This is a genomic window from Bacillus sp. BPN334 (genome assembly GCF_008368885.1).
Classification (GTDB): Bacteria; Bacillota; Bacilli; order Bacillales; family Bacillaceae_G; genus Bacillus_A; species Bacillus_A wiedmannii.
On sequence record NZ_QOZW01000009.1, the window covers coordinates 40,789 to 63,576 of the forward strand.

General features: G+C 37.8%; 19 protein-coding genes and 1 other annotated feature. Of the genes, 17 read left to right on the plus strand and 2 right to left on the minus strand.

Translation table 11 applies throughout. From position 1 onward, the window contains the following. The first annotated feature begins 67 nt into the window (after window positions 1-67). The 3 genes from lonB to ysxC all read left to right on the plus strand — a co-directional run bounded on the left by lonB (window position 68) and on the right by ysxC (window position 4,846). Window positions 68-1,738, plus strand: a complete 1,671-nt coding sequence (gene lonB, locus DN393_RS14850) for an ATP-dependent protease LonB (RefSeq protein WP_064474679.1) — start codon at window positions 68-70, stop codon at window positions 1,736-1,738. Window positions 1,739-1,922: 184 nt separating this feature from the next. Beyond that, the gene (lon, locus tag DN393_RS14855) at window positions 1,923-4,253 is read left to right on the plus strand and encodes an endopeptidase La (protein ID WP_000097312.1); all 2,331 of its coding nucleotides are present in this window, start codon (window positions 1,923-1,925) and stop codon (window positions 4,251-4,253) included. After that, window positions 4,250-4,846, plus strand: coding sequence for a ribosome biogenesis GTP-binding protein YsxC (gene ysxC, locus DN393_RS14860; RefSeq protein ID WP_000869124.1), 597 nt, complete (start codon window positions 4,250-4,252; stop codon window positions 4,844-4,846). The genes lon and ysxC overlap by 4 nt, the downstream gene beginning before the upstream one ends. Before the next feature lie 36 nt (window positions 4,847-4,882). On the opposite strand, the gene DN393_RS14865 is transcribed toward ysxC, so the two are convergent. Both DN393_RS14865 and DN393_RS14870 read right to left on the minus strand, forming a co-directional pair. Continuing rightward, a complete protein-coding gene (locus tag DN393_RS14865) occupies window positions 4,883-5,299 on the minus strand; it encodes an organic hydroperoxide resistance protein (protein ID WP_064474680.1) in 417 nt (138 codons plus the stop codon). Between the two features lie 2 nt (window positions 5,300-5,301). Continuing rightward, a complete protein-coding gene (locus DN393_RS14870; protein ID WP_044737640.1) occupies window positions 5,302-5,754 on the minus strand; it encodes a MarR family winged helix-turn-helix transcriptional regulator in 453 nt (150 codons plus the stop codon). A 415-nt stretch (window positions 5,755-6,169) separates the two neighbouring features. On the opposite strand from DN393_RS14870, the gene hemA reads away from it, so the two are divergent. The 14 genes from hemA to mreB all read left to right on the plus strand — a co-directional run bounded on the left by hemA (window position 6,170) and on the right by mreB (window position 22,787). Beyond that, entirely contained in the window at window positions 6,170-7,504 is a 1,335-nt protein-coding gene (gene hemA, locus DN393_RS14875) for a glutamyl-tRNA reductase (RefSeq protein WP_088048062.1), read from the plus strand. Window positions 7,505-7,521: 17 nt separating this feature from the next. Continuing rightward, window positions 7,522-8,355: a cytochrome c biogenesis protein gene (locus DN393_RS14880; RefSeq protein WP_000008998.1), complete on the plus strand. Its 834-nt coding sequence runs from the start codon at window positions 7,522-7,524 to the stop codon at window positions 8,353-8,355. Between the two features lie 15 nt (window positions 8,356-8,370). After that, a complete protein-coding gene (hemC, locus tag DN393_RS14885; RefSeq protein WP_064474682.1) occupies window positions 8,371-9,300 on the plus strand; it encodes a hydroxymethylbilane synthase in 930 nt (309 codons plus the stop codon). A 2-nt stretch (window positions 9,301-9,302) separates the two neighbouring features. Beyond that, window positions 9,303-10,055 (plus strand): uroporphyrinogen-III synthase, encoded by a 753-nt coding sequence (gene hemD, locus DN393_RS14890; RefSeq protein ID WP_088048063.1) that lies wholly within the window; start codon window positions 9,303-9,305, stop codon window positions 10,053-10,055. 20 nt (window positions 10,056-10,075) lie between these two features. Continuing rightward, a complete protein-coding gene (gene hemB, locus DN393_RS14895; RefSeq protein ID WP_001087076.1) occupies window positions 10,076-11,065 on the plus strand; it encodes a porphobilinogen synthase in 990 nt (329 codons plus the stop codon). Continuing rightward, a complete protein-coding gene (gene hemL, locus DN393_RS14900; RefSeq protein ID WP_048541355.1) occupies window positions 11,065-12,354 on the plus strand; it encodes a glutamate-1-semialdehyde 2,1-aminomutase in 1,290 nt (429 codons plus the stop codon). The genes hemB and hemL overlap by 1 nt, the downstream gene beginning before the upstream one ends. A gap of 109 nt (window positions 12,355-12,463) precedes the next feature. Then, on the plus strand, window positions 12,464-13,441 hold the full coding sequence (gene spoVID, locus DN393_RS14905; protein ID WP_088048066.1) for a stage VI sporulation protein D: 978 nt from the start codon (window positions 12,464-12,466) through the stop codon (window positions 13,439-13,441). 62 nt (window positions 13,442-13,503) lie between these two features. Continuing rightward, window positions 13,504-14,529 carry a spore coat protein YsxE gene (gene ysxE / locus DN393_RS14910; RefSeq protein WP_064474685.1) on the plus strand — a complete coding sequence of 342 codons (1,026 nt, stop codon included), beginning with the start codon at window positions 13,504-13,506 and terminating at the stop codon, window positions 14,527-14,529. Window positions 14,530-14,653: 124 nt separating this feature from the next. Continuing rightward, window positions 14,654-14,886 (plus strand) — a binding site (T-box leader). Between the two features lie 37 nt (window positions 14,887-14,923). Then, window positions 14,924-17,569, plus strand: a complete 2,646-nt coding sequence (locus DN393_RS14915; RefSeq protein ID WP_064474686.1) for a valine--tRNA ligase — start codon at window positions 14,924-14,926, stop codon at window positions 17,567-17,569. 92 nt (window positions 17,570-17,661) lie between these two features. Further along, window positions 17,662-18,963 (plus strand): bifunctional folylpolyglutamate synthase/dihydrofolate synthase, encoded by a 1,302-nt coding sequence (locus tag DN393_RS14920; protein ID WP_149173652.1) that lies wholly within the window; start codon window positions 17,662-17,664, stop codon window positions 18,961-18,963. Window positions 18,964-19,127: 164 nt separating this feature from the next. Next, a complete protein-coding gene (locus tag DN393_RS14925; RefSeq protein WP_098111522.1) occupies window positions 19,128-20,090 on the plus strand; it encodes a stage II sporulation protein B in 963 nt (320 codons plus the stop codon). A gap of 220 nt (window positions 20,091-20,310) precedes the next feature. After that, on the plus strand, window positions 20,311-20,886 hold the full coding sequence (locus DN393_RS14930) for a Maf family protein (protein WP_064474689.1): 576 nt from the start codon (window positions 20,311-20,313) through the stop codon (window positions 20,884-20,886). A gap of 46 nt (window positions 20,887-20,932) precedes the next feature. Beyond that, window positions 20,933-21,610, plus strand: a complete 678-nt coding sequence (gene radC / locus DN393_RS14935) for a DNA repair protein RadC (RefSeq protein WP_001013378.1) — start codon at window positions 20,933-20,935, stop codon at window positions 21,608-21,610. Between the two features lie 157 nt (window positions 21,611-21,767). Continuing rightward, on the plus strand, window positions 21,768-22,787 hold the full coding sequence (gene mreB, locus DN393_RS14940) for a cell shape-determining protein MreB (protein ID WP_000466737.1): 1,020 nt from the start codon (window positions 21,768-21,770) through the stop codon (window positions 22,785-22,787). Window position 22,788: the final 1 nt, after the last annotated feature.

A 22,788-nucleotide genomic window follows, 5' to 3' on the forward strand; every position in this document is an offset into this window, starting at 1 on the left:
CTTTATGTTTAGCTATGTTCCTCCACGGAAATACTAAGTGATAAAACATTGCGGGAGGAAATAAATTATGAGCTGGACAAATATATTTTTACTTGTTCAACTTGTTTTTGGTGTAATTGTCGGATTGTATTTTTGGCATTTACTTCGAAATCAGCGAACACAAAAAGTTTCAATTGATCGAGAATCGAAAAAAGAATTAGAACAGCTTCGTAAAATGCGTGAGATTTCTTTAACAGAGCCGCTTGCGGAAAAGGTACGTCCTACATCCTTTTTAGATATTGTAGGGCAAGAGGACGGAATTAGGTCGTTAAAAGCGGCTCTTTGTGGTCCGAATCCGCAACATGTAATTATATATGGTCCGCCAGGTGTCGGGAAGACAGCGGCAGCACGTCTTGTATTGGAAGAAGCGAAACGCAATCCGAAATCTCCATTTCGTACAAATGCAACATTTATCGAACTTGATGCGACGACAGCAAGATTTGATGAACGTGGTATTGCAGACCCATTAATTGGTTCAGTCCATGATCCGATTTATCAAGGGGCCGGTGCAATGGGGCAAGCGGGTATCCCACAGCCGAAAAAAGGAGCTGTAACAGATGCGCATGGTGGTATTTTGTTCATTGATGAGATTGGTGAATTACATCCAATTCAAATGAACAAAATGTTAAAGGTGTTAGAAGATCGGAAAGTATTTTTGGAAAGTGCGTACTATAGTGAAGAAAATTCGATGATTCCAACGTATATACATGATATTTTTCAAAAAGGTTTGCCAGCCGATTTTCGCTTAGTTGGGGCGACGACACGTTCGCCAGAGGAGATTCCTCCTGCTATTCGGTCACGCTGTTTAGAAGTGTTTTTCCGTGAGTTAGATACAGAAGAGATTCAAAAAGTAGCGAAGAATGCAGCTGATAAAGTGGAAATGCAAATAGGTAAAAATGGTATTGAAATGATCGGAATGTATGCAAGAAATGGACGAGAAGCGATTAACCTTGTACAAATTTCTGCTGGTATGGCAATAAATGAAGAACGTTCTTTCATTAAAGATGAAGATATAGAGTGGGTTGTTCACTCTAGTCAACTTACACCGAAATATGAAAAACGTATTTATCCTATTCCGAGAATCGGTCTTGTAAATGGACTTGCTGTATACGGACCAAATACAGGCGCGTTATTAGAAATTGAAGTAACAGCAATCAAGGCGAAAGATAAAGGATCAGTAAATGTAACTGGTATTGTGGAAGAGGAAAGTATTGGTAGTCAAACGAAATCCATTCGCCGTAAAAGTATGGCGAAAGGTTCTGTAGATAATGTATTAACAGTACTTCGTTCTCTAGATGTGTTGCCAGAAGGGTATGATATACATATTAATTTTCCAGGTGGTATCCCAATTGATGGGCCTTCGGCAGGTATTGCTATGGCAACAGGTGTATATTCAGCAGTGCATCGTACGTATGTGAGTAATGAAGTAGCGATGACCGGTGAGATAAGTATACATGGGGAAGTGAAACCTATTGGTGGTGTGTACGCAAAAATAAAAGCCGCGAAAAAAGCAGGTGCTAAGAAAGTCATCATTCCTGCTGAAAACATGCAACCGTTTTTGTATACAATAAAAGGAATTGAAATCATTCCTGTTCGTAAGTTAAAAGAAGTATTTGAGCTAACATTTATGCAGGAAAATATGCATCGAGACCTTGATATACATAATACTGTGGATGAAACAGATGCACAATCAATGTGAGAATGAACGATAATAAAATTTGCCAGACTTCGTTTAAGTTTGTATGCTTAAGCGGAGTCTTTTTTCCTTTTTATAAGAGAGAAAAAACGAGAGATTTACAATTGCGGAAAATCTCTGCAATTGCATCTAGATGTATTGTAATATAAAATAGTTGAACAGGAGTTTAATTTATTATGGAGGTGCTATGTCTAGTATGAATACGAATGAAAGAATCGTACCCCTCCTACCATTAAGAGGCGTTCTCGTATATCCAACGATGGTTCTGCATCTTGATGTAGGACGTGATAAATCGATACAAGCACTAGAGCAGGCGGCAATGGATGAAAATATCATCTTTTTAGCGATGCAAAAAGAAATGAATATCGATGATCCGAAAGAAGATGACATATATAGTGTAGGTACAGTGGCGAAAGTGAAGCAAATGTTAAAATTGCCGAACGGTACGCTTCGTGTCCTTGTAGAAGGTTTACATAGAGCTGAAGTAGTAGAGTTTATCGAAGAAGAGAATGTAGTGCAGGTTTCTATCAAAACGGTAACTGAAGAAGTGGAAGATGATCTAGAAGAGAAAGCTCTTATGCGTACATTACTCGAGCATTTCGAACAATATATTAAAGTTTCGAAAAAAGTTTCAAATGAAACATTTGCAACGGTAGCTGATGTAGAAGAGCCAGGAAGATTAGCTGATTTAATTGCTTCTCACTTGCCGATTAAAACGAAGCAGAAACAAGAAATCTTAGAGATTGTATCTGTGAAGGAACGATTACATACACTTATTTCAATTATTCAAGATGAACAAGAGTTACTTAGTTTAGAAAAGAAAATTGGACAAAAAGTGAAACGTTCAATGGAGCGCACGCAAAAAGAGTATTTCTTACGTGAGCAAATGAAGGCGATTCAAACTGAACTTGGTGATAAAGAAGGTAAGGGCGGGGAAGTTGAAGAACTTCGTGAGAAAATTGAACAGTCGGGAATGCCTGAAGAAACAATGAAGGCTGCACTGAAAGAATTAGACCGTTATGAAAAGTTACCAGCAAGTTCTGCGGAGAGCGGTGTTATTCGCAATTATATGGATTGGTTATTAGCACTTCCATGGACAGAAGCGACAGAAGATATGATTGATCTTGCTCATTCTGAAGAGATTTTGAACAAAGATCATTACGGTCTCGAGAAAGTGAAAGAGCGCGTACTGGAATATTTAGCTGTACAGAAGTTAACGAATTCATTAAAAGGGCCTATCCTTTGCTTAGTAGGACCTCCTGGGGTCGGGAAAACTTCGTTAGCGCGTTCGATTGCAACATCATTAAATCGTAATTTCGTCCGTGTATCCCTTGGTGGTGTACGTGATGAATCGGAAATCCGTGGTCACCGTCGTACGTACGTTGGAGCGATGCCAGGACGCATTATTCAAGGTATGAAAAAGGCGAAAACAGTTAATCCAGTCTTTTTATTAGATGAGATTGATAAAATGTCTAACGACTTCCGTGGAGATCCGTCAGCGGCATTACTTGAAGTGTTAGACCCAGAACAAAACCATAACTTCAGTGATCATTACATTGAAGAACCGTATGATCTATCGAAAGTTATGTTTGTAGCAACTGCGAATACACTTTCAAGTGTTCCAGGTCCGCTGCTTGACCGTATGGAAATTATTTCGATTGCTGGCTATACAGAACTTGAAAAAGTTCATATTGCCCGTGAACATTTATTGCCGAAACAATTAAAAGAGCATGGCTTACGTAAAGGTAATTTACAAGTACGTGATGAAGCACTTCTTGAAATTATTCGTTATTATACACGTGAGGCTGGTGTTCGTACGCTAGAGCGTCAAATTGCAAAAGTTTGTCGTAAAGCAGCAAAAATTATCGTTACAGCAGAACGCAAGCGTATTGTAGTAACAGAGAAAAACATTGTTGATTTACTTGGTAAGCACATATTCCGTTATGGACAAGCCGAAAAAACAGACCAAGTTGGTATGGCAACAGGGTTAGCGTATACAGCAGCAGGCGGTGATACACTTGCGATTGAAGTGTCTGTAGCGCCAGGTAAAGGGAAATTAATTTTAACAGGTAAACTTGGGGATGTTATGAAAGAATCCGCACAAGCAGCGTTTAGCTATATTCGTTCTCGTGCAGAAGAGCTTCAGATTGATCCGAATTTCCATGAGAAAAATGATATTCATATTCATGTTCCAGAAGGAGCAGTTCCAAAAGATGGACCGTCAGCAGGTATTACGATGGCAACGGCACTTATTTCTGCACTAACAGGTATTCCTGTAAGTAAAGAAGTGGGGATGACAGGTGAAATTACACTTCGTGGTCGTGTATTACCAATTGGTGGTTTAAAAGAAAAAACATTAAGTGCTCACCGCGCAGGCTTAACAAAAATTATTTTGCCAGCAGAAAACGAGAAAGATTTAGATGATATTCCAGAAAGCGTAAAAGAAAACCTTACGTTTGTGCTTGCATCTCATTTAGATGAAGTATTGGAGCACGCATTAGTAGGAGTGAAACAATGAAAGTAACAAAAGCAGATATTGTAATTAGTGCTGTTAAACCAGAACAATATCCAGACAGTGATTTACCAGAAATTGCATTAGCAGGTCGTTCAAATGTCGGGAAGTCTTCCTTTATTAATAAAATTTTAAATCGTAAAAAGTTAGTACGTATTTCTTCTAAACCAGGGAAAACGCAAACGTTGAACTTTTTCTTAATCAATGAGATGATGCATTTTGTTGACGTTCCAGGTTATGGCTATGCGAAAGTATCTAAAACAGAGCGCGCAGCATGGGGCAAGATGATTGAGACTTACTTTACAACACGTGAGCAATTAGACGCAGCTGTATTAGTAGTTGATTTACGTCACCAACCAACAAATGATGACGTGATGATGTATGATTTCTTAAAGCATTATGAAATCCCAACAATTATTATTGCGACGAAAGCCGATAAAATTCCGAAAGGGAAATGGCAAAAGCATTTAAAAGTTGTAAAAGAAACGCTTGCTGTTGAAATTGGTGATGAAATCGTTCTATTCTCTTCTGAAACAGGACTTGGAAAAGAAGAAGCGTGGAAGGCAATTCATAGAATGACAAAAACAAAAAACGCGTGACGAATGTCGCGCGTTTTTTTTTATTTACTAAATTTTTTAGTGTACGTTTAATGTGACCTCAATATTACCTCTTGTTGCTTTCGAATAAGGACATACACCGTGAGCGGCTTCTACAAGTTCTTGTGCTTCGGTATGAGAGACGCCAGCAACGTGTACATCAAGTACAGCAGATAGGCCGAAACCACCATCTGTATCTTTTCCGATAGAAACGTGAGCAGTTACTTCTGTACTTTCTACTTTCACACGTTTTGTACGAATGACAAGTTGTAATGCACTATCAAAACAAGCGGCATAACCAGCAGCAAATAGTTGTTCTGGATTCGTTGCCTCTCCGCCTGCACCACCTAGTGCTTTCGGCATTTTTACATCAAGATTTAATATGCCATCATCTGAAATTACTTTTCCGTTTCTTCCACCTGTAGCAGTTACTGAAGCAGTATATAATTTATCCATGTTTATTCCCCTTTTCTATCATTAATTGTTTTCATTGTTTCAATTAGTTTATTTAATTGAATTAATAAAGAACGATATTCTTGTTCTGTAATTCCTAAATTTGTTGCCATCGTTGTCGGCAATGAACAAGCCTTTTCTTTTAAATCTTTACCTTGTTCTGTTAATTCAATACAAACTTTGCGCTCATCTTCTTTGGAACGAACGCGTTTTACAAGTTTTAATGATTCCATTCGTTTTAACATAGGTGTTAACGTACCAGAATCTAAAAATAAACGTTCTCCAATTTCTTTTACTGTTAGTCCATCTTGCTCCCATAGTACGAGTAAAGTAATGTACTGGGGATACGTAATACCCATCTCTTCTAAATATGGTCGATAAAAGCGGGTAACTTCTTTAGAACAGGCGTAAATAGAAAAACAAAGTTGGTTATCTAGGTGTAAAGAATTCTCTGTCATACATAACTCCCTTCTAATTAAGTTGTGCACAATTTAATTTTGTAAAATCAATATAACGAAAAAGAAATACAATGTCAAATACATTGTATTGAGAAAGTCTGTGCTACAATTTGGAACAATCATACATATTTTCCTTCATGATGAAAGAAGATAGGAAAGATGATGTTATAATTCATATGGAATAGTTTCCATCACTTGATTATGAGGGCTTTTTTTGGTAACGTACAAATAGAGTTATTAATTTATAATCATTATAAAGTAGGAAGTCTTTATTAGTTTTACTGAATCTCCTTTATTACATACGGAGAATAAATAAAAAATAATCGGTTGTTCACACGATTGTCAGATTCATAAGAGGAAAGTTGTATTATGATAGTAGATAAAGTGATAAAACGGGTGAAGGGGGACATGCTGCGTGCATATTCTTGTTGTTAGTGTAAATTATCGAACAGCCCCTGTAGAATTTCGTGAGAAACTCACATTTCAGGCAGCAGAGCTAGAGGAAGCAATGACTACATTACAAAATCAAAAGAGCGTGTTAGAGAATGTCATTGTATCAACTTGTAATCGCACTGAGATTTACGCTGTTGTCGATCAATTACACACGGGACGGTATTATATTAAGAAGTTTTTAGCTGATTGGTTTCAGCTTGAAATAGAAGAAGTCGCACCATATTTAACTATTTTTGAACAAGATGGTGCAATAGATCATTTATTCCGCGTGACGTGCGGTTTAGATTCTATGGTAGTTGGAGAAACACAGATTTTAGGCCAAATAAAAGATAGCTTTTTAGAAGCGCAACAAGTAAAAGCGACAGGCACAATTTTTAATGAGTTGTTTAAGCAGGTGGTTACGTTAGCGAAACGTGCGCACTCAGAAACGACGATTGGTGAAAGTGCGATGTCTGTTAGTTATGCCGCTGTTGAGCTCGGAAAGAAAATATTTGGTGAGTTAACAGATTGTCATGTGCTTATTCTTGGTGCTGGTAAGATGGGTGAATTGGCACTGCAAAACTTATATGGAAGCGGTGCTCGAAAAGTAACAGTCATGAATAGAACGTTTACGAAAGCGGAAGTAATGGCTGAGAAATATATGGGACATGCAAAGCCTTTAAGTGAATTGCAATGTGCATTATTAGAAGCAGATATTTTAATTAGTTCAACTGGTGCATCTGAATATGTCATTACGAAAGAGATGATGACAAAGGTAGAGAAAATGCGCTCTGGTCGTCCGTTGTTTATGGTGGATATTGCAGTGCCGCGTGATATTGATCCAGCGATTGATGAACTAGAAGGTTCTTTCTTATATGACATTGATGATTTGCAAGGAGTAGTGGAAGCAAATCGTGCTGAGCGTTTGAAAGAAGCAGAGAAAATTCAATTTATGATTGAAGAGGAAATTGTTTTATTTAAAACGTGGTTAAGTACACTTGGTGTTGTTCCGTTAATAGCAGCTCTTCGTGATAAGGCACTTGCTATCCAAAGTGAAACGATGGAAAGCTTGGAACGAAAAATACCGAATCTTAGTGATCGTGAGAGAAAAGTAATTAGTAAGCATACGAAAAGTATTATTAATCAATTATTAAAAGACCCAATTTTAGTAGCGAAAGAAATAGCTGCTGAAGAGGGAGCAGACGAAAAATTAGCGTTATTTGCAAAGATTTTTGACTTAGAAATGGAAGATGTAGAGAGTTGTGCGGAAGAAGTAGAACATAAAAGAGCGTGGACACCATCCGTTCCATCTTTATAATTTGGAAGGATGATCGGATGAGTTTTTTAAATAACAGTATTATTTATCATATTGCAATTATTTTATATGCTTGTAGCATTAGTTTATATTTTATAGATTATTTCCAAAGTAACCGAAAGGCGAACCGATTTGCTTTTTGGTTACTTTCGATTGTATGGGTTCTGCAGTCTATCTTTATGTTACTTAGGGCTACAGATTCAGAAACGAACCCTATATTAACTTTATTATCAGGGATTTATTTTTATGTTTGGCTATTGATTACGATGTCGTTAGTCATTAATCGATTTATGAGAATTGACTTTTTAGTCTTTTTTACAAATGTTGTCGCATTTGGCGTAAGCGCTTTTTCTATTTTTACACCGCTCGGAAAGATGTCGCCGGTACTGGCAGAGCAATTAGTTTCAGAACTTGTATATGTACATGTCGGTATGGCTATTATTTCTTATGCAACTTTCACTGTATCGTTCATTTTTTCTATTATGTATTTATTGCAATATCGCCTATTAAAAAAGAAAAAATGGAATGCGAGATTAAGAAGGTTAGGGAATTTACCGAAGCTAGAATCGATGTCTTACGGATTAAATTTATTTTCTGTTCCATTTTTCTTACTAGCTATTTTATTAGGATGCATATGGGGATATACGAAATTGGACAATTTCCATTGGTATGATACGAAAGTGATCGGGTCTTTTGTCGTTCTATTTGTATATTGTGCTGGCCTATATTTACGAGTGGCAGATGTGTTGCAAGGGAAGAAAATCGTGCAGTGGAACATCGGAGCATTTCTCGTAATGCTAATCAATATTTTTCTATTAAGCAGTTTATCCAACTTCCACTTTTGGTATTTATAATGAGGAGAGAGAATTATGCGCAAAATTATTGTAGGGTCACGAAAGAGTAAATTAGCATTAACGCAAACAAACTGGTTTATTGATCAGTTAAAAGCACTAGGTTTACCATATGAATTTGAAGTGAAAGAAATCGTCACAAAAGGTGATGTTATTTTAGATGTTACTCTTTCAAAAGTAGGCGGAAAAGGCTTGTTTGTTAAAGAGATTGAACATGCGTTACTTACGAAAGAAATTGATATGGCTGTACATAGTATGAAAGATATGCCGGCCGTACTTCCAGAAGGATTAATGATTGGTTGTACACCGAAGCGTGTTGACCCTCGTGATGCTTTTATCTCAAAAAGCGGAGCATCGTTTAAAGAGTTAGCAGAAGGCGCTATTTTAGGTACGAGTAGTTTAAGACGCAGTGCACAATTATTAGCTGCGAGACCAGATTTACAAGTGAAGTGGATTCGAGGAAATATCGATACACGTTTACGTAAATTACAAGAAGAAGATTACGATGCAATCATTTTAGCAACAGCTGGATTACAAAGAATGGGCTGGGATAATGAAGTTATTACAGAACATTTAGATGAGACGTTATGTGTACCTGCTGTAGGACAAGGTGCATTAGCGATTGAGTGCCGTGAGGATGATAAGGATTTACTACAGTTGTTAGCGCATATGAATGATGCAGTAACAGAAAGGACAGTCGCAGCAGAACGAGTATTTCTTCATAAACTTGAAGGTGGATGCCAAGTTCCGATCGCTGGATATGCAACTCTTACAGAAAATGATGCAATCGAATTAACAGCTCTTGTCGGTTCTATGGACGGTTCTGTTTTATTGAAAGAGACAGTAGTAGGAACTAATCCAGAGGAAGTAGGATTAGAGGCTGCGGACCGTTTAATTAAACAAGGCGCAAAAGAACTCATTCTTGCTGCAAATAAGGGGCAACAATAAATATGAACGCTCTCGCTGGCAAAACGGTATTAATTACACGTGCCCAGCATCAAGCGAAACAAATGAGTGTAGCGGTGAAAGAAAAGAGCGGAATTCCATTGGAAATTCCGCTTTTGCGTATGGAAGGTATGTCTCATAGGCAAATTCAACATATAGCAGGGCAGCTGCATTCGTATGACTGGGTTATTTTTACGAGTAAAAATGGGGTAGCTTTTTTTCTAGATAGTTTGAGAAAGAAGCTACCCGCAAAGACTAAAATTGCTGCAGTAGGCGTGAAAACAAGGTTAGAGTTAGAAAAGCGGGGCTATCAAGTGGACTTCGTTCCAACTTCATTTGTTGCAGAAGTATTTGCAGAAGAGTTTGTAAAAAGACTAAGTGGAAACGAGTGCATTTTATTTCCGAAAGGGAATTTAGCAAGAGATGTAATTCCAGTTGCACTTCGCGAAATTGGTGTTTCTCTAGAGGAGCTAATCGTATATGGTACGAAAGAGAATATAGAGAAAAGGCAAGAGCTTATAGTAGCGTTAGAAGTAGGGAAAGTAGAAATTATTACATTTACGAGCCCTTCAACTGTTACTAGTTTTGTTCGTTTACTTGAGGGTACAAACTGGAGAGAATGGACAAAAAACTGTACAATTGCTTGTATAGGGCCTATTACGGAAAAAGAGGCGATCCTTTATTTTCCACATGTTATTACGCCGAAAGAGTACACTGTAGAAGCATTACTACAATGCATTTGTGAATCTATAAAATAAAAGAATGGGGATAGAAATCTATGAACTCTTTACAATTTAATCGTCATCGTCGCTTAAGACAAAGCGGTAATATGCGTGCGCTTGTGCGTGAAACGTTTTTACATACGGAAGATTTTATTTACCCTATTTTTGTATTAGAAGGAGAAAATGTTCGTAATGAAGTGCCTTCTATGCCAGGCGTATATCAAATGTCTTTAGATTTATTGCAAGCTGAAATGCAAGAGGTTGTTGATTTAGGTATTCGTTCTGTTATTGTATTTGGTTTACCTGCTGAAAAAGATGAAGTTGGATCATCAGCATATTGTGATCATGGAATTGTGCAACGTGCAATTAAGCAAATTAAAGGTGAATTCCCTGAGCTAGTAGTAGTTGCAGATACATGTTTATGTCAATTCACAAGCCATGGTCATTGCGGTGTAATTGAAGATGGTATTATTTTAAATGACGAGTCTCTTGCAGTTCTTGCGAAAACAGCTGTAAGCCAAGCGAAAGCAGGAGCGGACATTATTGCGCCATCAAACATGATGGACGGATTCGTAACAGCAATTCGCCATGCATTAGATGAAAATGGTTTTGGACACGTACCAGTAATGTCGTACGCTGTGAAATATTCATCAGCATTTTACGGACCATTCCGTGATGCGGCGCACGGTGCCCCGCAATTTGGTGATCGTAAAACATATCAAATGGATCCAGCGAACCGTATGGAAGCATTCCGTGAAGCAGAATCAGATGTAATGGAAGGGGCAGATTTCTTAATTGTAAAGCCAGCTCTTTCTTACTTAGATATCGTTCGTGATGTGAAAAATAACTTTAATTTACCAGTCGTTGCTTATAACGTAAGTGGTGAATATTCGATGATTAAAGCAGCGGCGCAAAATGGTTGGATTAATGAAAAAGAAGTTGTACTTGAAAAATTAATTAGCATGAAACGTGCAGGAGCAGATTTAATTATTACGTATCATGCAAAAGATGCAGCAAGATGGTTACAAGAAGGAGGCGCTAAATAATGAAAAAGTTTGATAAGTCGATTGCGGCGTTTGAAGAGGCACAAGATTTAATGCCTGGTGGCGTAAATAGCCCCGTTCGTGCTTTTAAGTCTGTTGGTATGAATCCGTTGTTTATGGAGCGCGGAAAAGGCTCTAAAGTATATGATATCGATGGAAATGAATACATCGATTACGTATTATCATGGGGTCCTTTAATTCATGGTCATGCGAATGATCGTGTTGTTGAAGCTTTAAAATCTGTTGCTGAAAGAGGAACAAGCTTCGGTGCCCCAACGGAAATTGAGAATAAATTAGCGAAACTTGTTATTGAGCGCGTACCATCAATTGAGATTGTACGTATGGTTAACTCTGGAACAGAAGCGACAATGAGTGCACTACGTTTAGCTCGTGGTTATACAGGACGTAATAAAATTTTGAAATTCATCGGTTGTTACCACGGTCATGGTGATTCGTTATTAATTAAAGCGGGTTCTGGTGTGGCGACGCTAGGTTTACCAGATAGCCCTGGTGTACCAGAAGGTGTAGCGAAAAATACGATTACCGTAGCGTATAACGATTTAGAAAGTGTGAAATACGCTTTCGAACAATTTGGTGATGATATTGCTTGTATAATTGTAGAACCAGTAGCAGGAAATATGGGTGTTGTTCCTCCGCAACCAGGATTTTTAGAAGGTCTTCGTGAAGTAACAGAGCAAAATGGTGCATTGCTTATTTTTGATGAAGTCATGACAGGATTCCGAGTTGCTTATAATTGCGGACAAGGTTATTACGGTGTAACACCTGATTTAACTTGTTTAGGTAAAGTAATCGGTGGTGGCTTACCAGTAGGAGCATACGGTGGTAAAGCAGAAATTATGCGCCAAGTTGCACCGAGCGGACCGATTTACCAAGCAGGTACTTTATCAGGTAACCCACTTGCAATGGCAGCAGGTTATGAAACGTTAGTACAGTTAACGCCAGAATCATATGTAGAATTTGAGCGTAAAGCTGAAATGTTAGAAGCTGGCTTACGTAAAGCGGCTGAAAAACATGGCATTCCGCATCATATTAACCGTGCGGGTTCTATGATTGGTATTTTCTTTACAGATGAACAAGTTATTAATTACGATGCAGCAAAATCTTCAAACTTAGAATTCTTTGCGGCTTACTATCGTGAAATGGTAGAACAAGGTGTATTCTTGCCACCATCTCAATTCGAAGGTCTATTCTTATCGACAGCACATAGTGATGCAGATATTGAAGCGACGATTGCAGCAGCTGAAATTGCAATGTCAAAATTAAAAGCTTAATTGTTGAAAGAAAATCGCTCTCCATAAGGGGAGCGATTTTTTTTATTCATAAAGTCAGCTTTCCATACATAAATCTGTAATGACATATAGTTTGGGAGGGGGAAAAGAAGTGGCAACAGATCATTCATTACGTTTTTCATTAAAAGAATCTGTTTGGTTCCAAAAAGGACAGGAAGTCGAAGAACTTTTGTCAATTTCGTTAGATCCAGACGTTGAGATAGAAGAGCTTGATCATGAAGTTATCGTGAGAGGGCAATTAGATTTAACGGGAGAGTATGTTGCGCGGCAAGATGATTCGGCTTATTCATTAAGAGATTTATCGCCAGCGAAATCAATTGATTATGTAGAAACAAGGGAAGATGGGGTTAATGAACTTGTTCATTCCTTTCCGCTTGAAATATCAATTCCGAGAAACCGTGTGAAAGTAATTGAAGAACTATATGTATCTATTGAGGAATTTGATTATGAATTAAAGGAAAATGGTTGCTTACAATTATTAGCGGATATATCTATCACTGGTTTATGTGATGAAGAAAGAATCGAGGATGAAGAGGAAGAAACAGCGTATGCTGAGTTAGAGACTGATTCCGCACAAGAAGATGAAAATAGACCTGCCATGCACGTAGAAGAACCAGTCTATAAGGAATCAGATGAGTGGGAAGATTACGCATTTGAACCGTTTCAACTAGAGGAAAGAAAAGAGCAGGAAGTAGAGGAAGAGGAAGTAGAAGAACATGAATTTGTGGAGCGTGAAGAGGAGAAAGAATCAACGCCACAATTTGAATTGTTCGGAAGAAAAGATTTCAAGAAAGAAAAAGCGAAAAAACAAGAAGAGCAAGAAGAAGAAACGTATTCACAGCGGGATGAAAATGCACTTTATTTAACGAAAATATTTACGAAAGAACCGGAAGAAGAATTTACAAAGTTAAGAATGTATTTCGTGCAAGAAGGGGATACAATCGAATCTGTTGCAGACCGTTATGAAACGTCTGTACAAAACTTATATCGTGTCAATCAAACAGAAGATATATATTTAACTGCGGGACAAATTATTTATATTCCTGTTTCAAGGGCAAAAGCGAAGTAAGTGAGTGTTTTCACTCACTTATTTTCCTAAAGGCTATGTTTTGAATAGAAAGGGTTATTCGTATGGATATTGAATTACGAAATCGCTATGAACCCATTGTAAGGCAATATAGATTGGATACACAGCATATGGAAGAGCACGGAAGTGTAACGAAAATTTACACGAATCAAGGTCCGTATGCGCTCAAGAAAATAGAAGACGGGAAGTTAGAGCGGAATAACTTTTTGCACCATATTCAATATTTGAAGGAGAACGGTTTTTCAAATTATGTACCTATATACCATGCGACGGATGGAAATTATATTTTAAGTGACGGGACGTATAATTATTATTTAATGCCTTGGTTAGAACGTGCGGAAGGCAACGGCGAGGATAATGATCAATACCATAAAATGTTTCAAACTCTCGGGACGTTACATCAAAAAACGGTGAAAGAAGAAACGTATACAGAAGAAGATTTAGAAAAACATTATACAAATATATCCGATCGCTGGGAGAATGATGGTGAGATGTTAGAAGAGTTTCTCGTAGAATCTGAAGCGAAGTGGTATATGTCTCCGTTTGAATTGCAATATTGTACGTACTATCATCATGTAATGAGGGCGCGTGAGTTTGCAACGAAGCAATTAACTGAGTGGAACGATGCGATGAAGGAAAAAGAAAAAACACGTATTACTTTTGTACATGGTAACGTATCGCTTAATCATTTCTTATTTGATTATGAACGGAATGGCTATTTTATTAGTTTAGAAAAATCGAAGTTTGCCACACCGGTGCAAGATATAGTAGGGTTTTATTCTCGGTCTTTAAACACGTATCCAATTGCGCGAAGTGATCGGTTTGAATGGTATCAAATGTACCAAAAAAATTTCCCTTTTACGAAAGAAGAGCAACTACTCATGTTTGCGTATATGACGTATCCATCGCAATTTATTCGGCAAATCCAGTCTTATAAGAAAAGAAGAGAGAGTCGCAATGAGGACAATGAACTTCTCGGAGTAAAGAGCTTACAACAATCGCATTGGCTCGTTAGCAATATAGAATATTTCCTTTCGCAATTACAAGCTGCCCAGCAAGGGAACGGATAAAAAGATAAGTAGTATCTCTACTTATCTTTTTTTTTTCGTTCGTCCAAAAAGCCGTAGTATTAAATTTATCTTGACGAATAGGGTTTCGTTTTTTACACTATTGTATATAATAATTAACAATCATATAAATGCCTTGAAAGGGAAGAGTATAACAAGAAACGTCTTCAGAGAGGAGAATCATTAGCTGGAAGATTCTCTAGATAGTTATGTTAGAAGGTAGCCCTGGAGCATCTTTTCTGAACGGAATAGTTCTCATTAGGAAAAGACGGATTTGTCCGTTATCAAATTAAGAGTATAAGCAAATTCCTGAATTTGTTTGTAAATAAAGGTGGTACCGCGATGTCCCTCGTCCTTTTTGGATGAGGGGCATTTTTTATTTTAAGGAGGGAAAATAATGTCAAACACGGAAAAGAATTTACCAACTAAATATGATCATATGTCCGTTGAAGAAGGCCTTTATCAATGGTGGCTTGAAGGCAAATATTTCGAAGCAACAGGAGATGAGAAGAAACAACCATATACAATTGTAATTCCACCTCCGAACGTAACTGGTAAGTTACACTTAGGTCATGCTTGGGATACAACTCTTCAAGATATTTTAACTCGTACGAAGCGTATGCAAGGTTACGATGTATTATGGCTTCCAGGAATGGACCATGCGGGTATCGCAACACAAGCGAAAGTAGAAGGAAAACTTCGTGAAGAAGGTATTTCACGTTACGATCTTGGCCGTGAGAAATTCCTTGAAAAAGCTTGGGAATGGAAAGAGGAATACGCGTCTCACATTCGTCAACAATGGGGGAAAGTTGGTTTAGGACTAGACTATTCTCGTGAACGTTTCACATTAGACGAAGGTTTATCTGATGCGGTTAATAAAGTATTCGTTCAATTATACGAAAAAGGCTTAATTTACCGCGGTGAATATATTATTAACTGGGACCCAGCAACACGCACAGCTCTTTCTGATATTGAAGTAATTCATAAAGAAGTTCAAGGTGCGTTCTACCATATGAACTATCCATTAACAGATGGCTCTGGTCATATTCGTCTTGCGACTACTCGTCCAGAAACGATGCTTGGTGATACAGCAGTAGCAGTTCATCCAGAAGACGATCGTTACAAACATTTAATCGGAAAAACAGTTACACTTCCAATCGTAGGCCGTGAGATTCCGATTATTGCTGATGAGTACGTAGAAAAAGATTTCGGAACAGGCGTTGTAAAAATTACACCAGCTCATGACCCGAATGACTTTGAAGTAGGTAACCGCCATGACTTACCACGTATCTTAGTAATGAACGAAGATGGATCAATGAACGAAAAAGCTGGTAAGTATAACGGTATGGATCGTTTCGAATGCCGTAAAGCGTTAGTGAAGGACTTACAAGAAGCGGGCGTATTAGTAGAAATCGAGCCTCATATGCATTCAGTAGGTCATAGTGAGCGTAGTGGTGCAGTTGTTGAGCCTTACTTATCAACACAATGGTTCGTAAAAATGGCTCCACTTGCTGAGAAGGCAGTAGAGCTTCAACAAAAAGAAGAAGAGAAAGTAACGTTCGTACCAGAGCGTTTCGAAAACACATATTTACGCTGGATGGAAAACATTCACGACTGGTGTATTTCTCGTCAATTATGGTGGGGACACCGTATTCCAGCTTGGTATCATAAAGAAACTGGTGAAGTATACGTAGGTACAGAAGAGCCAGCAGATATTGAAAATTGGAATCAAGATAACGACGTACTTGATACATGGTTCAGTTCAGCGTTATGGCCATTCTCAACACTTGGTTGGCCTGATGAAGATGCAGCAGACTTCAAACGTTACTATTCAACAGATGCATTAGTAACGGGTTATGACATCATCTTCTTCTGGGTATCTCGTATGATTTTCCAAGGTTTAGAGTTTACAGGCGAGCGTCCATTTAAAGATGTATTAATTCACGGTTTAGTTCGTGATGAGCAAGGACGTAAAATGAGTAAATCTCTTGGTAACGGTATTGATCCAATGGATGTTATCGAGAAGTACGGTGCAGATGCAATGCGCTATTTCTTATCAACAGGAAGCGCACCAGGTCAAGATCTACGTTTCAGTATGGAAAAAGTAGAGTCTACTTGGAACTTCATTAATAAAATTTGGAACGCATCACGTTTCGTATTAATGAACATGGATGATATGAAGTATGAAGAAATCGATTTAACTGGTGAAAAATCAGTTGCGGATAAGTGGATTTTAACTCGCTTAAACGAAACAATCGAAAGCGTAACGCGTAACATGGATAAATATGAGTTCGGTGAAGCTGGTCGTTCATTATACAACTTCATTTGGGACGATTTCTGTGACTGGTACATTGAAATGGCGAAACTTCCACTATACGGTGAAGATGAAGCAGCTAAGAAAACAACTCGTTCTATTTTAGCTTACGTATTAGACCAAACAATGCGTCTATTACACCCATTCATGCCATTCGTAACAGAGAAGATTTGGCAACATTTACCGCATGAAGGCGAATCTATTACAGTAGCAGCATGGCCAACAGTTCGCGAAGATTTACAAGATACAGAAGCTGCGGCAGAAATGCACCTTCTAGTTGATATCATTCGCTCTGTTCGTAACATCCGTGCAGAAGTTAATACGCCAATGAGCAAAAAAGTTCAAATGCAAATTAAAGCAAAAGATGAGGCTGTACTTGCTCAACTTACAAAAAACAGCTCTTACATTGAGCGTTTCTGTAACCCAAGCGAATTAATAATTCAAACGGATTTACAAGCACCAGAAAAAGCGATGACTGCAATCGTATCAGGTGCAGAGTTATTCTTACCGTTAGCTGATCTTATCAATCTTGATGAAGAGAGAGCACGTCTTGAGAAAGAATTTGAGAAGTTCGACAAAGAAGTAGAACGTGTACAGAAGAAACTTTCAAACCAAGGTTTCGTAGCGAAAGCTCCTGCAGCAGTTATTGACGGAGAGCGTGCGAAAGAGCAAGATTACCTAGAAAAACGTGAAGCAGTTCGCCAACGTCTAGCAGATCTTGAAAAGTAAAATATTTTTTAGAGGCTCACTATATTGGTGAGTCTCTTTTCTTTGCGTATAATAGGAGTATGAAGGTTGTCTTTTGAAAGGGGAAAGCATACGTGATACATACATACGAAGAAGCGATAGGGTGGATTCATAGCCGATTGAAGTTTGGTATTAAACCAGGATTAGAAAGAATGAGATGGATGCTAGAAGAGCTTGGAAATCCAGAGCGTCACATAAAATGTGTTCATCTTGCTGGCACAAATGGAAAAGGTTCAACGTTAACATATATGCGCTACATGTTAGAAGATGCAAAGTATAAGGTAGGAACATTTACCTCTCCATATATTGAAACATTTAACGAACGTATTAGTGTGAACGGGACACCAATTGCAGATGAAGAGATTACTGAACTTGTAAAGATGGTAAAGCCAGTCGTTGAAAAACTAGATGAGACGGATTTAGGGGAAGCGACTGAGTTTGAAATTATTACTGTTATGGCAATTTGTTATTTCGGTAAAGTTAATTTCTGTGATGTTGTTTTATTTGAAACAGGGCTTGGAGGGCGCTTTGATTCTACGAATGTTATTCATCCTGTTCTTACGATTATTACAAATATCGGCCACGATCATATGCATATTTTAGGGAACACACTAGGAGAAATTGCATATGAAAAGGCGGGGATTATTAAATCTGGTGTTCCAGTTATTACTGGTGTACGAGATGAGGAAGCATTGCAAGTCATTCAAAAAGTTGCAAAGGAAAATCATGCAAACTTATACGAGATGGGCAAGCATTTTACAGCGTTACATAAACAGTCTAGTGAAGATGGAGAACAGTTCGATTTCACTTGTCCCTTTGCCAGCTTTGAAGATGTGCGAATCTCAATGAAAGGTATTCACCAAGTAGGAAACGCAGCACTTGCATTTATGGCAGTCATGTATGTCAAAACATACTTATCATTTTTAATTGAGGAAGAAGAAATAAGAACTGGATTACAGGAAGCGTATTGGATTGGGCGATTTGAAAAACTGCAAAGCAATCCAGATATTATTATAGACGGTGCCCATAACCCAGAAGGTATCGAAAGTCTTGTGAAAACAGTAGAATCACATTACAAAGATAAAAATGTAATAGTTTTATTTACTGCCCTAGGTGATAAACAATTGCATAATATGGTAGATCAATTAGAAACCATTGCCGATGAAATTATTTTTACAACATTCGCCTTTGATCGTGCTATTTCTGCTGACAAGCTTGCATCGTATTCAAAGAAAAAGTCAAAATTAGTTTTTGAAAATTGGAAAGAGGCAATTGATACGAAGGTTGAAATGATTGGAGAAAATGATGTTTTTATCATAACAGGTTCTCTTTATTTCATTTCGGAAGTTCGAAAATATATTCGCGAGAAAAACTAGATAGTCTTTGCTATCTAGTTTTTTGTTCTACAAATGAAGTCAAATGCATACATATAAGATAAATATATAGGGTTATTTGGCGAATTCCTCTGACAAATATCTCGTTTTTTTGTGAAATGAATATGATATGATGCGGACAACGATAAGAGGTGAGGTGTGAGTGTATGGACAAGCAATCACGAACGATCTCAGTGAAAGTGAATGGAGCAGAAGCTAAGTATGAGGAGAAGAAGAAAGATGAATTTGAATGGATGGTAGTAGAAAGTGAAAGGCCGAAAAACGTTGTTCCGTTTCAAAAAGCGAAATTGGTGTTTAAGGAAAAAAAACGAAAGAAGTGGAGCAATACGTTAATTGCAATCGTTGCAACTGCAATTGTTATTGGTACGGCGTTTGGGATGGGAATGCTACAGTTACTGAAAGGACAAGGTGCGACAGGGGGAAGCGAAGTAACAGCTTCGAAGCAGATGCGAAATGAAGAATCAAAGGTGGGCGGAACGGCAGAACAAACACCGGCACCAAAAGAAGAAAAACAAAAAGCACAGACAGGAACGTCATTAGATCCAATGAAATTATTTTTTGTGCAAGGAGGAATTTATTCTTCCGAAGAAAAGGGACAGGCCGCTCTTGAAGAGTGGAAAGGTAATGGAGGCGTTGCAGTTTTAAAACCGAGCGGTGATAAGTATGCATTAGTTGTTGGTGTTGCTAGCGATGAACAAGGCATAAATCAATTAATGACGCAGTATAAAAATGATAATGTCTCCGTATTGAAAAAGAACTGGGATATAACAGATAAAGCGTTACTTAAAGATGATAAAGAAGTTGGGGCGTTTTTAACAAAAGTACAGCCATTATATACTCATTTAGCAAAATATGCTTCCAGCGTACAAGTTAGTGGAAAAAGTAATGCAAAAGATATAGGTGCGATTGAAAAAGAGTGGAAAGCAATTGAAAAAGAAGGAAAAAGTATGAAGCAGGAAGAAGCAAAGAAATTGTATATGTATACGTCAGTAGCTGTGCAAACAGTGAAGGATGGAAAAGGTGATAAGGAATCTTTGGCGAAATTAAATCAAGTTATTATTGATGGTATACTTTCATATGAAAAAATTGTTTCCCAAAAGGTGAAATAATAGGATAATGAAATGACGAAGGAAGAAGTATAGGTACTTCTTTCTTTTCTTTTGAATTTAGAGCAAAATGCTTTCTCTATGGCAGGAATATAATCGTATTTTAGTAAAAAGTATTATTTTATTTAGAGAAAATAATATTTCTTTCATTTGTGGACAAACTATTCCTTTGATACGATTGATGTAAATGATTCTGCTTCATGTGAGAAAGGAAGGAGAAAATATGAGAAAAATTATTTTAGCATCAGGGTCACCTCGCAGGAAGGAACTGCTTGAGTTAGCGGATGTACCATTTGAAATCATTGTAAGTGAAGTAGAAGAGACGATTGGTGCGTACTCATCACCTTCTGATATTGTTATGTCGCTTGCCCTGCAAAAAGCATCTGCAGTAGCAGAAAATAACAGTGATCATATTGTGTTAGGTGCAGACACAATTGTTACATATGAATCGCGTATTCTTGGAAAGCCTTCTAATGAGGGTGAGGCGAAAGAAATGTTGCAATTATTATCAGGGAAAACACATGAAGTGTATACTGGTGTTGCAATTATAACAAAAGACAAAACAGTCACTTTTTACGAGCGTACAGAAGTTACGTTTTGGGAATTAACAGAAGAGGAAATTGACGTATACGTTGCATCGAAAGAGCCTCTTGATAAAGCAGGAAGTTATGGAATTCAAGGTAAAGGATCTATTTTTGTTCAACATATTCAAGGGGATTACTATAGTGTAGTCGGTTTACCAATTTCACGTCTTGTTCGGGAATTAAAACAATTTAATATTGATATAACCCATGCGTAAAATTGCATGGGATTTTCTTTGAAAGAACAAATAAAGGGGTGGAGAAATGAACGGTATTCGTGATGTTGTCAAAGAAGAACAGCCACGGGAGCGTTTATTGTTAGAAGGAGCTGGAAGTCTATCAAATCGGGAGCTTCTTGCAGTATTACTCAGAACAGGTTCTAAAGAAGAAACAGTTTTAAAGTTATCAGATAAAATTTTACATCACTTTGATGGTTTACGCATGTTGAAAGATGCAACGTTAGAAGAGCTTGTCAGTATACATGGTGTTGGGATTGCAAAGGCAGCCCAGCTTATAGCTGCTTTTGAACTCGGTAGAAGAATGGTACGTTTAGAATATCAAAATAGATACAGCATTCGAAGCCCAGAAGATTGTGCGAGATATATGATGGAAGAAATGCGCTTCCTGCAGCAGGAGCATTTTGTATGTTTATATTTGAACACAAAAAATCAAGTTATACATAGGCAAACGATTTTCATTGGCAGTTTAAACACATCAATTGTACATCCAAGGGAAGTTTTTAAAGAAGCGTTCCGTCGTGCAGCAGCCTCCATCATATGTCTTCATAACCATCCTTCAGGAGACCCCACGCCGAGCCGAGAAGATATTGAAGTAACAAAACGGTTAGTAGAATGCGGCCAGATTATCGGAATTGAAGTGCTTGACCATATTATAATAGGCGACCATAAATTCGTGAGTTTAAAGGAAAAAGGTCATATTTAAGACTATGCTTTTTACTTATTTTGTTTTATAATGTGATTTATGAGTTTTTTGTAGAAATTTATCTACAAAAAGGATAAAGATATAAAAAACGTACTGTTTTTATAATATAAAGTAAGAAAAAATGAGTCCGTGAAAACAAGAAAGGAAGATAAATAATATGTTTGGATTTGGTGGCTTTACTCGCGATCTTGGAATAGATTTAGGAACTGCGAACACGCTTGTATATGTAAAAGGAAAAGGTGTAGTTTTACGTGAACCTTCAGTAGTAGCGTTACAAACTGATACGAAACAAATCGTTGCTGTAGGTAGCGATGCAAAACAAATGATTGGTCGTACACCAGGAAACGTTGTGGCACTTCGCCCGATGAAAGACGGTGTAATTGCTGATTACGAAACGACAGCAACAATGATGAAATACTACATTCAACAAGCTCAAAAATCAAATGGATTCTTCTCACGTAAGCCTTACGTAATGGTATGTGTACCGTCTGGTATTACAGCTGTAGAAAGACGTGCAGTAATCGATGCGACTCGTCAAGCGGGCGCTCGTGACGCTTATCCAATTGAAGAACCATTTGCAGCAGCAATTGGTGCGAACTTACCTGTTTGGGAACCAACTGGTAGCATGGTTGTTGATATCGGTGGCGGTACAACAGAAGTTGCAATCATTTCTTTAGGTGGTATTGTAACAAGTCAATCAGTTCGTGTTGCTGGTGATGATATGGACGATTCAATCATTCAGTACATTAAGAAAAGCTACAACTTAATGATTGGTGAAAGAACAGCTGAAGCATTAAAATTAGAAATCGGTTCTGCAGGCGAGCCAGAAGGTATCGAGCCTATGGAAATTCGCGGTCGTGATTTAGTAAGTGGTTTACCAAAAACAGTACTAATTCAGCCAGAAGAAATTGCAGATGCATTAAAAGATACAGTAGATGCAATTGTAGAATCTGTTAAAAATACGTTAGAGAAAACTCCACCTGAATTAGCGGCAGACATTATGGACCGTGGTATCGTATTAACAGGCGGCGGAGCATTACTACGTAACTTAGATAAAGTGATTAGTGAAGAAACAAATATGCCAGTTCTTGTTGCGGAAGATCCATTAGATTGCGTAGCAATTGGAACGGGTAAAGCATTAGACAATATCGATCTTTTCAAAACTGCTGCTCGATAAT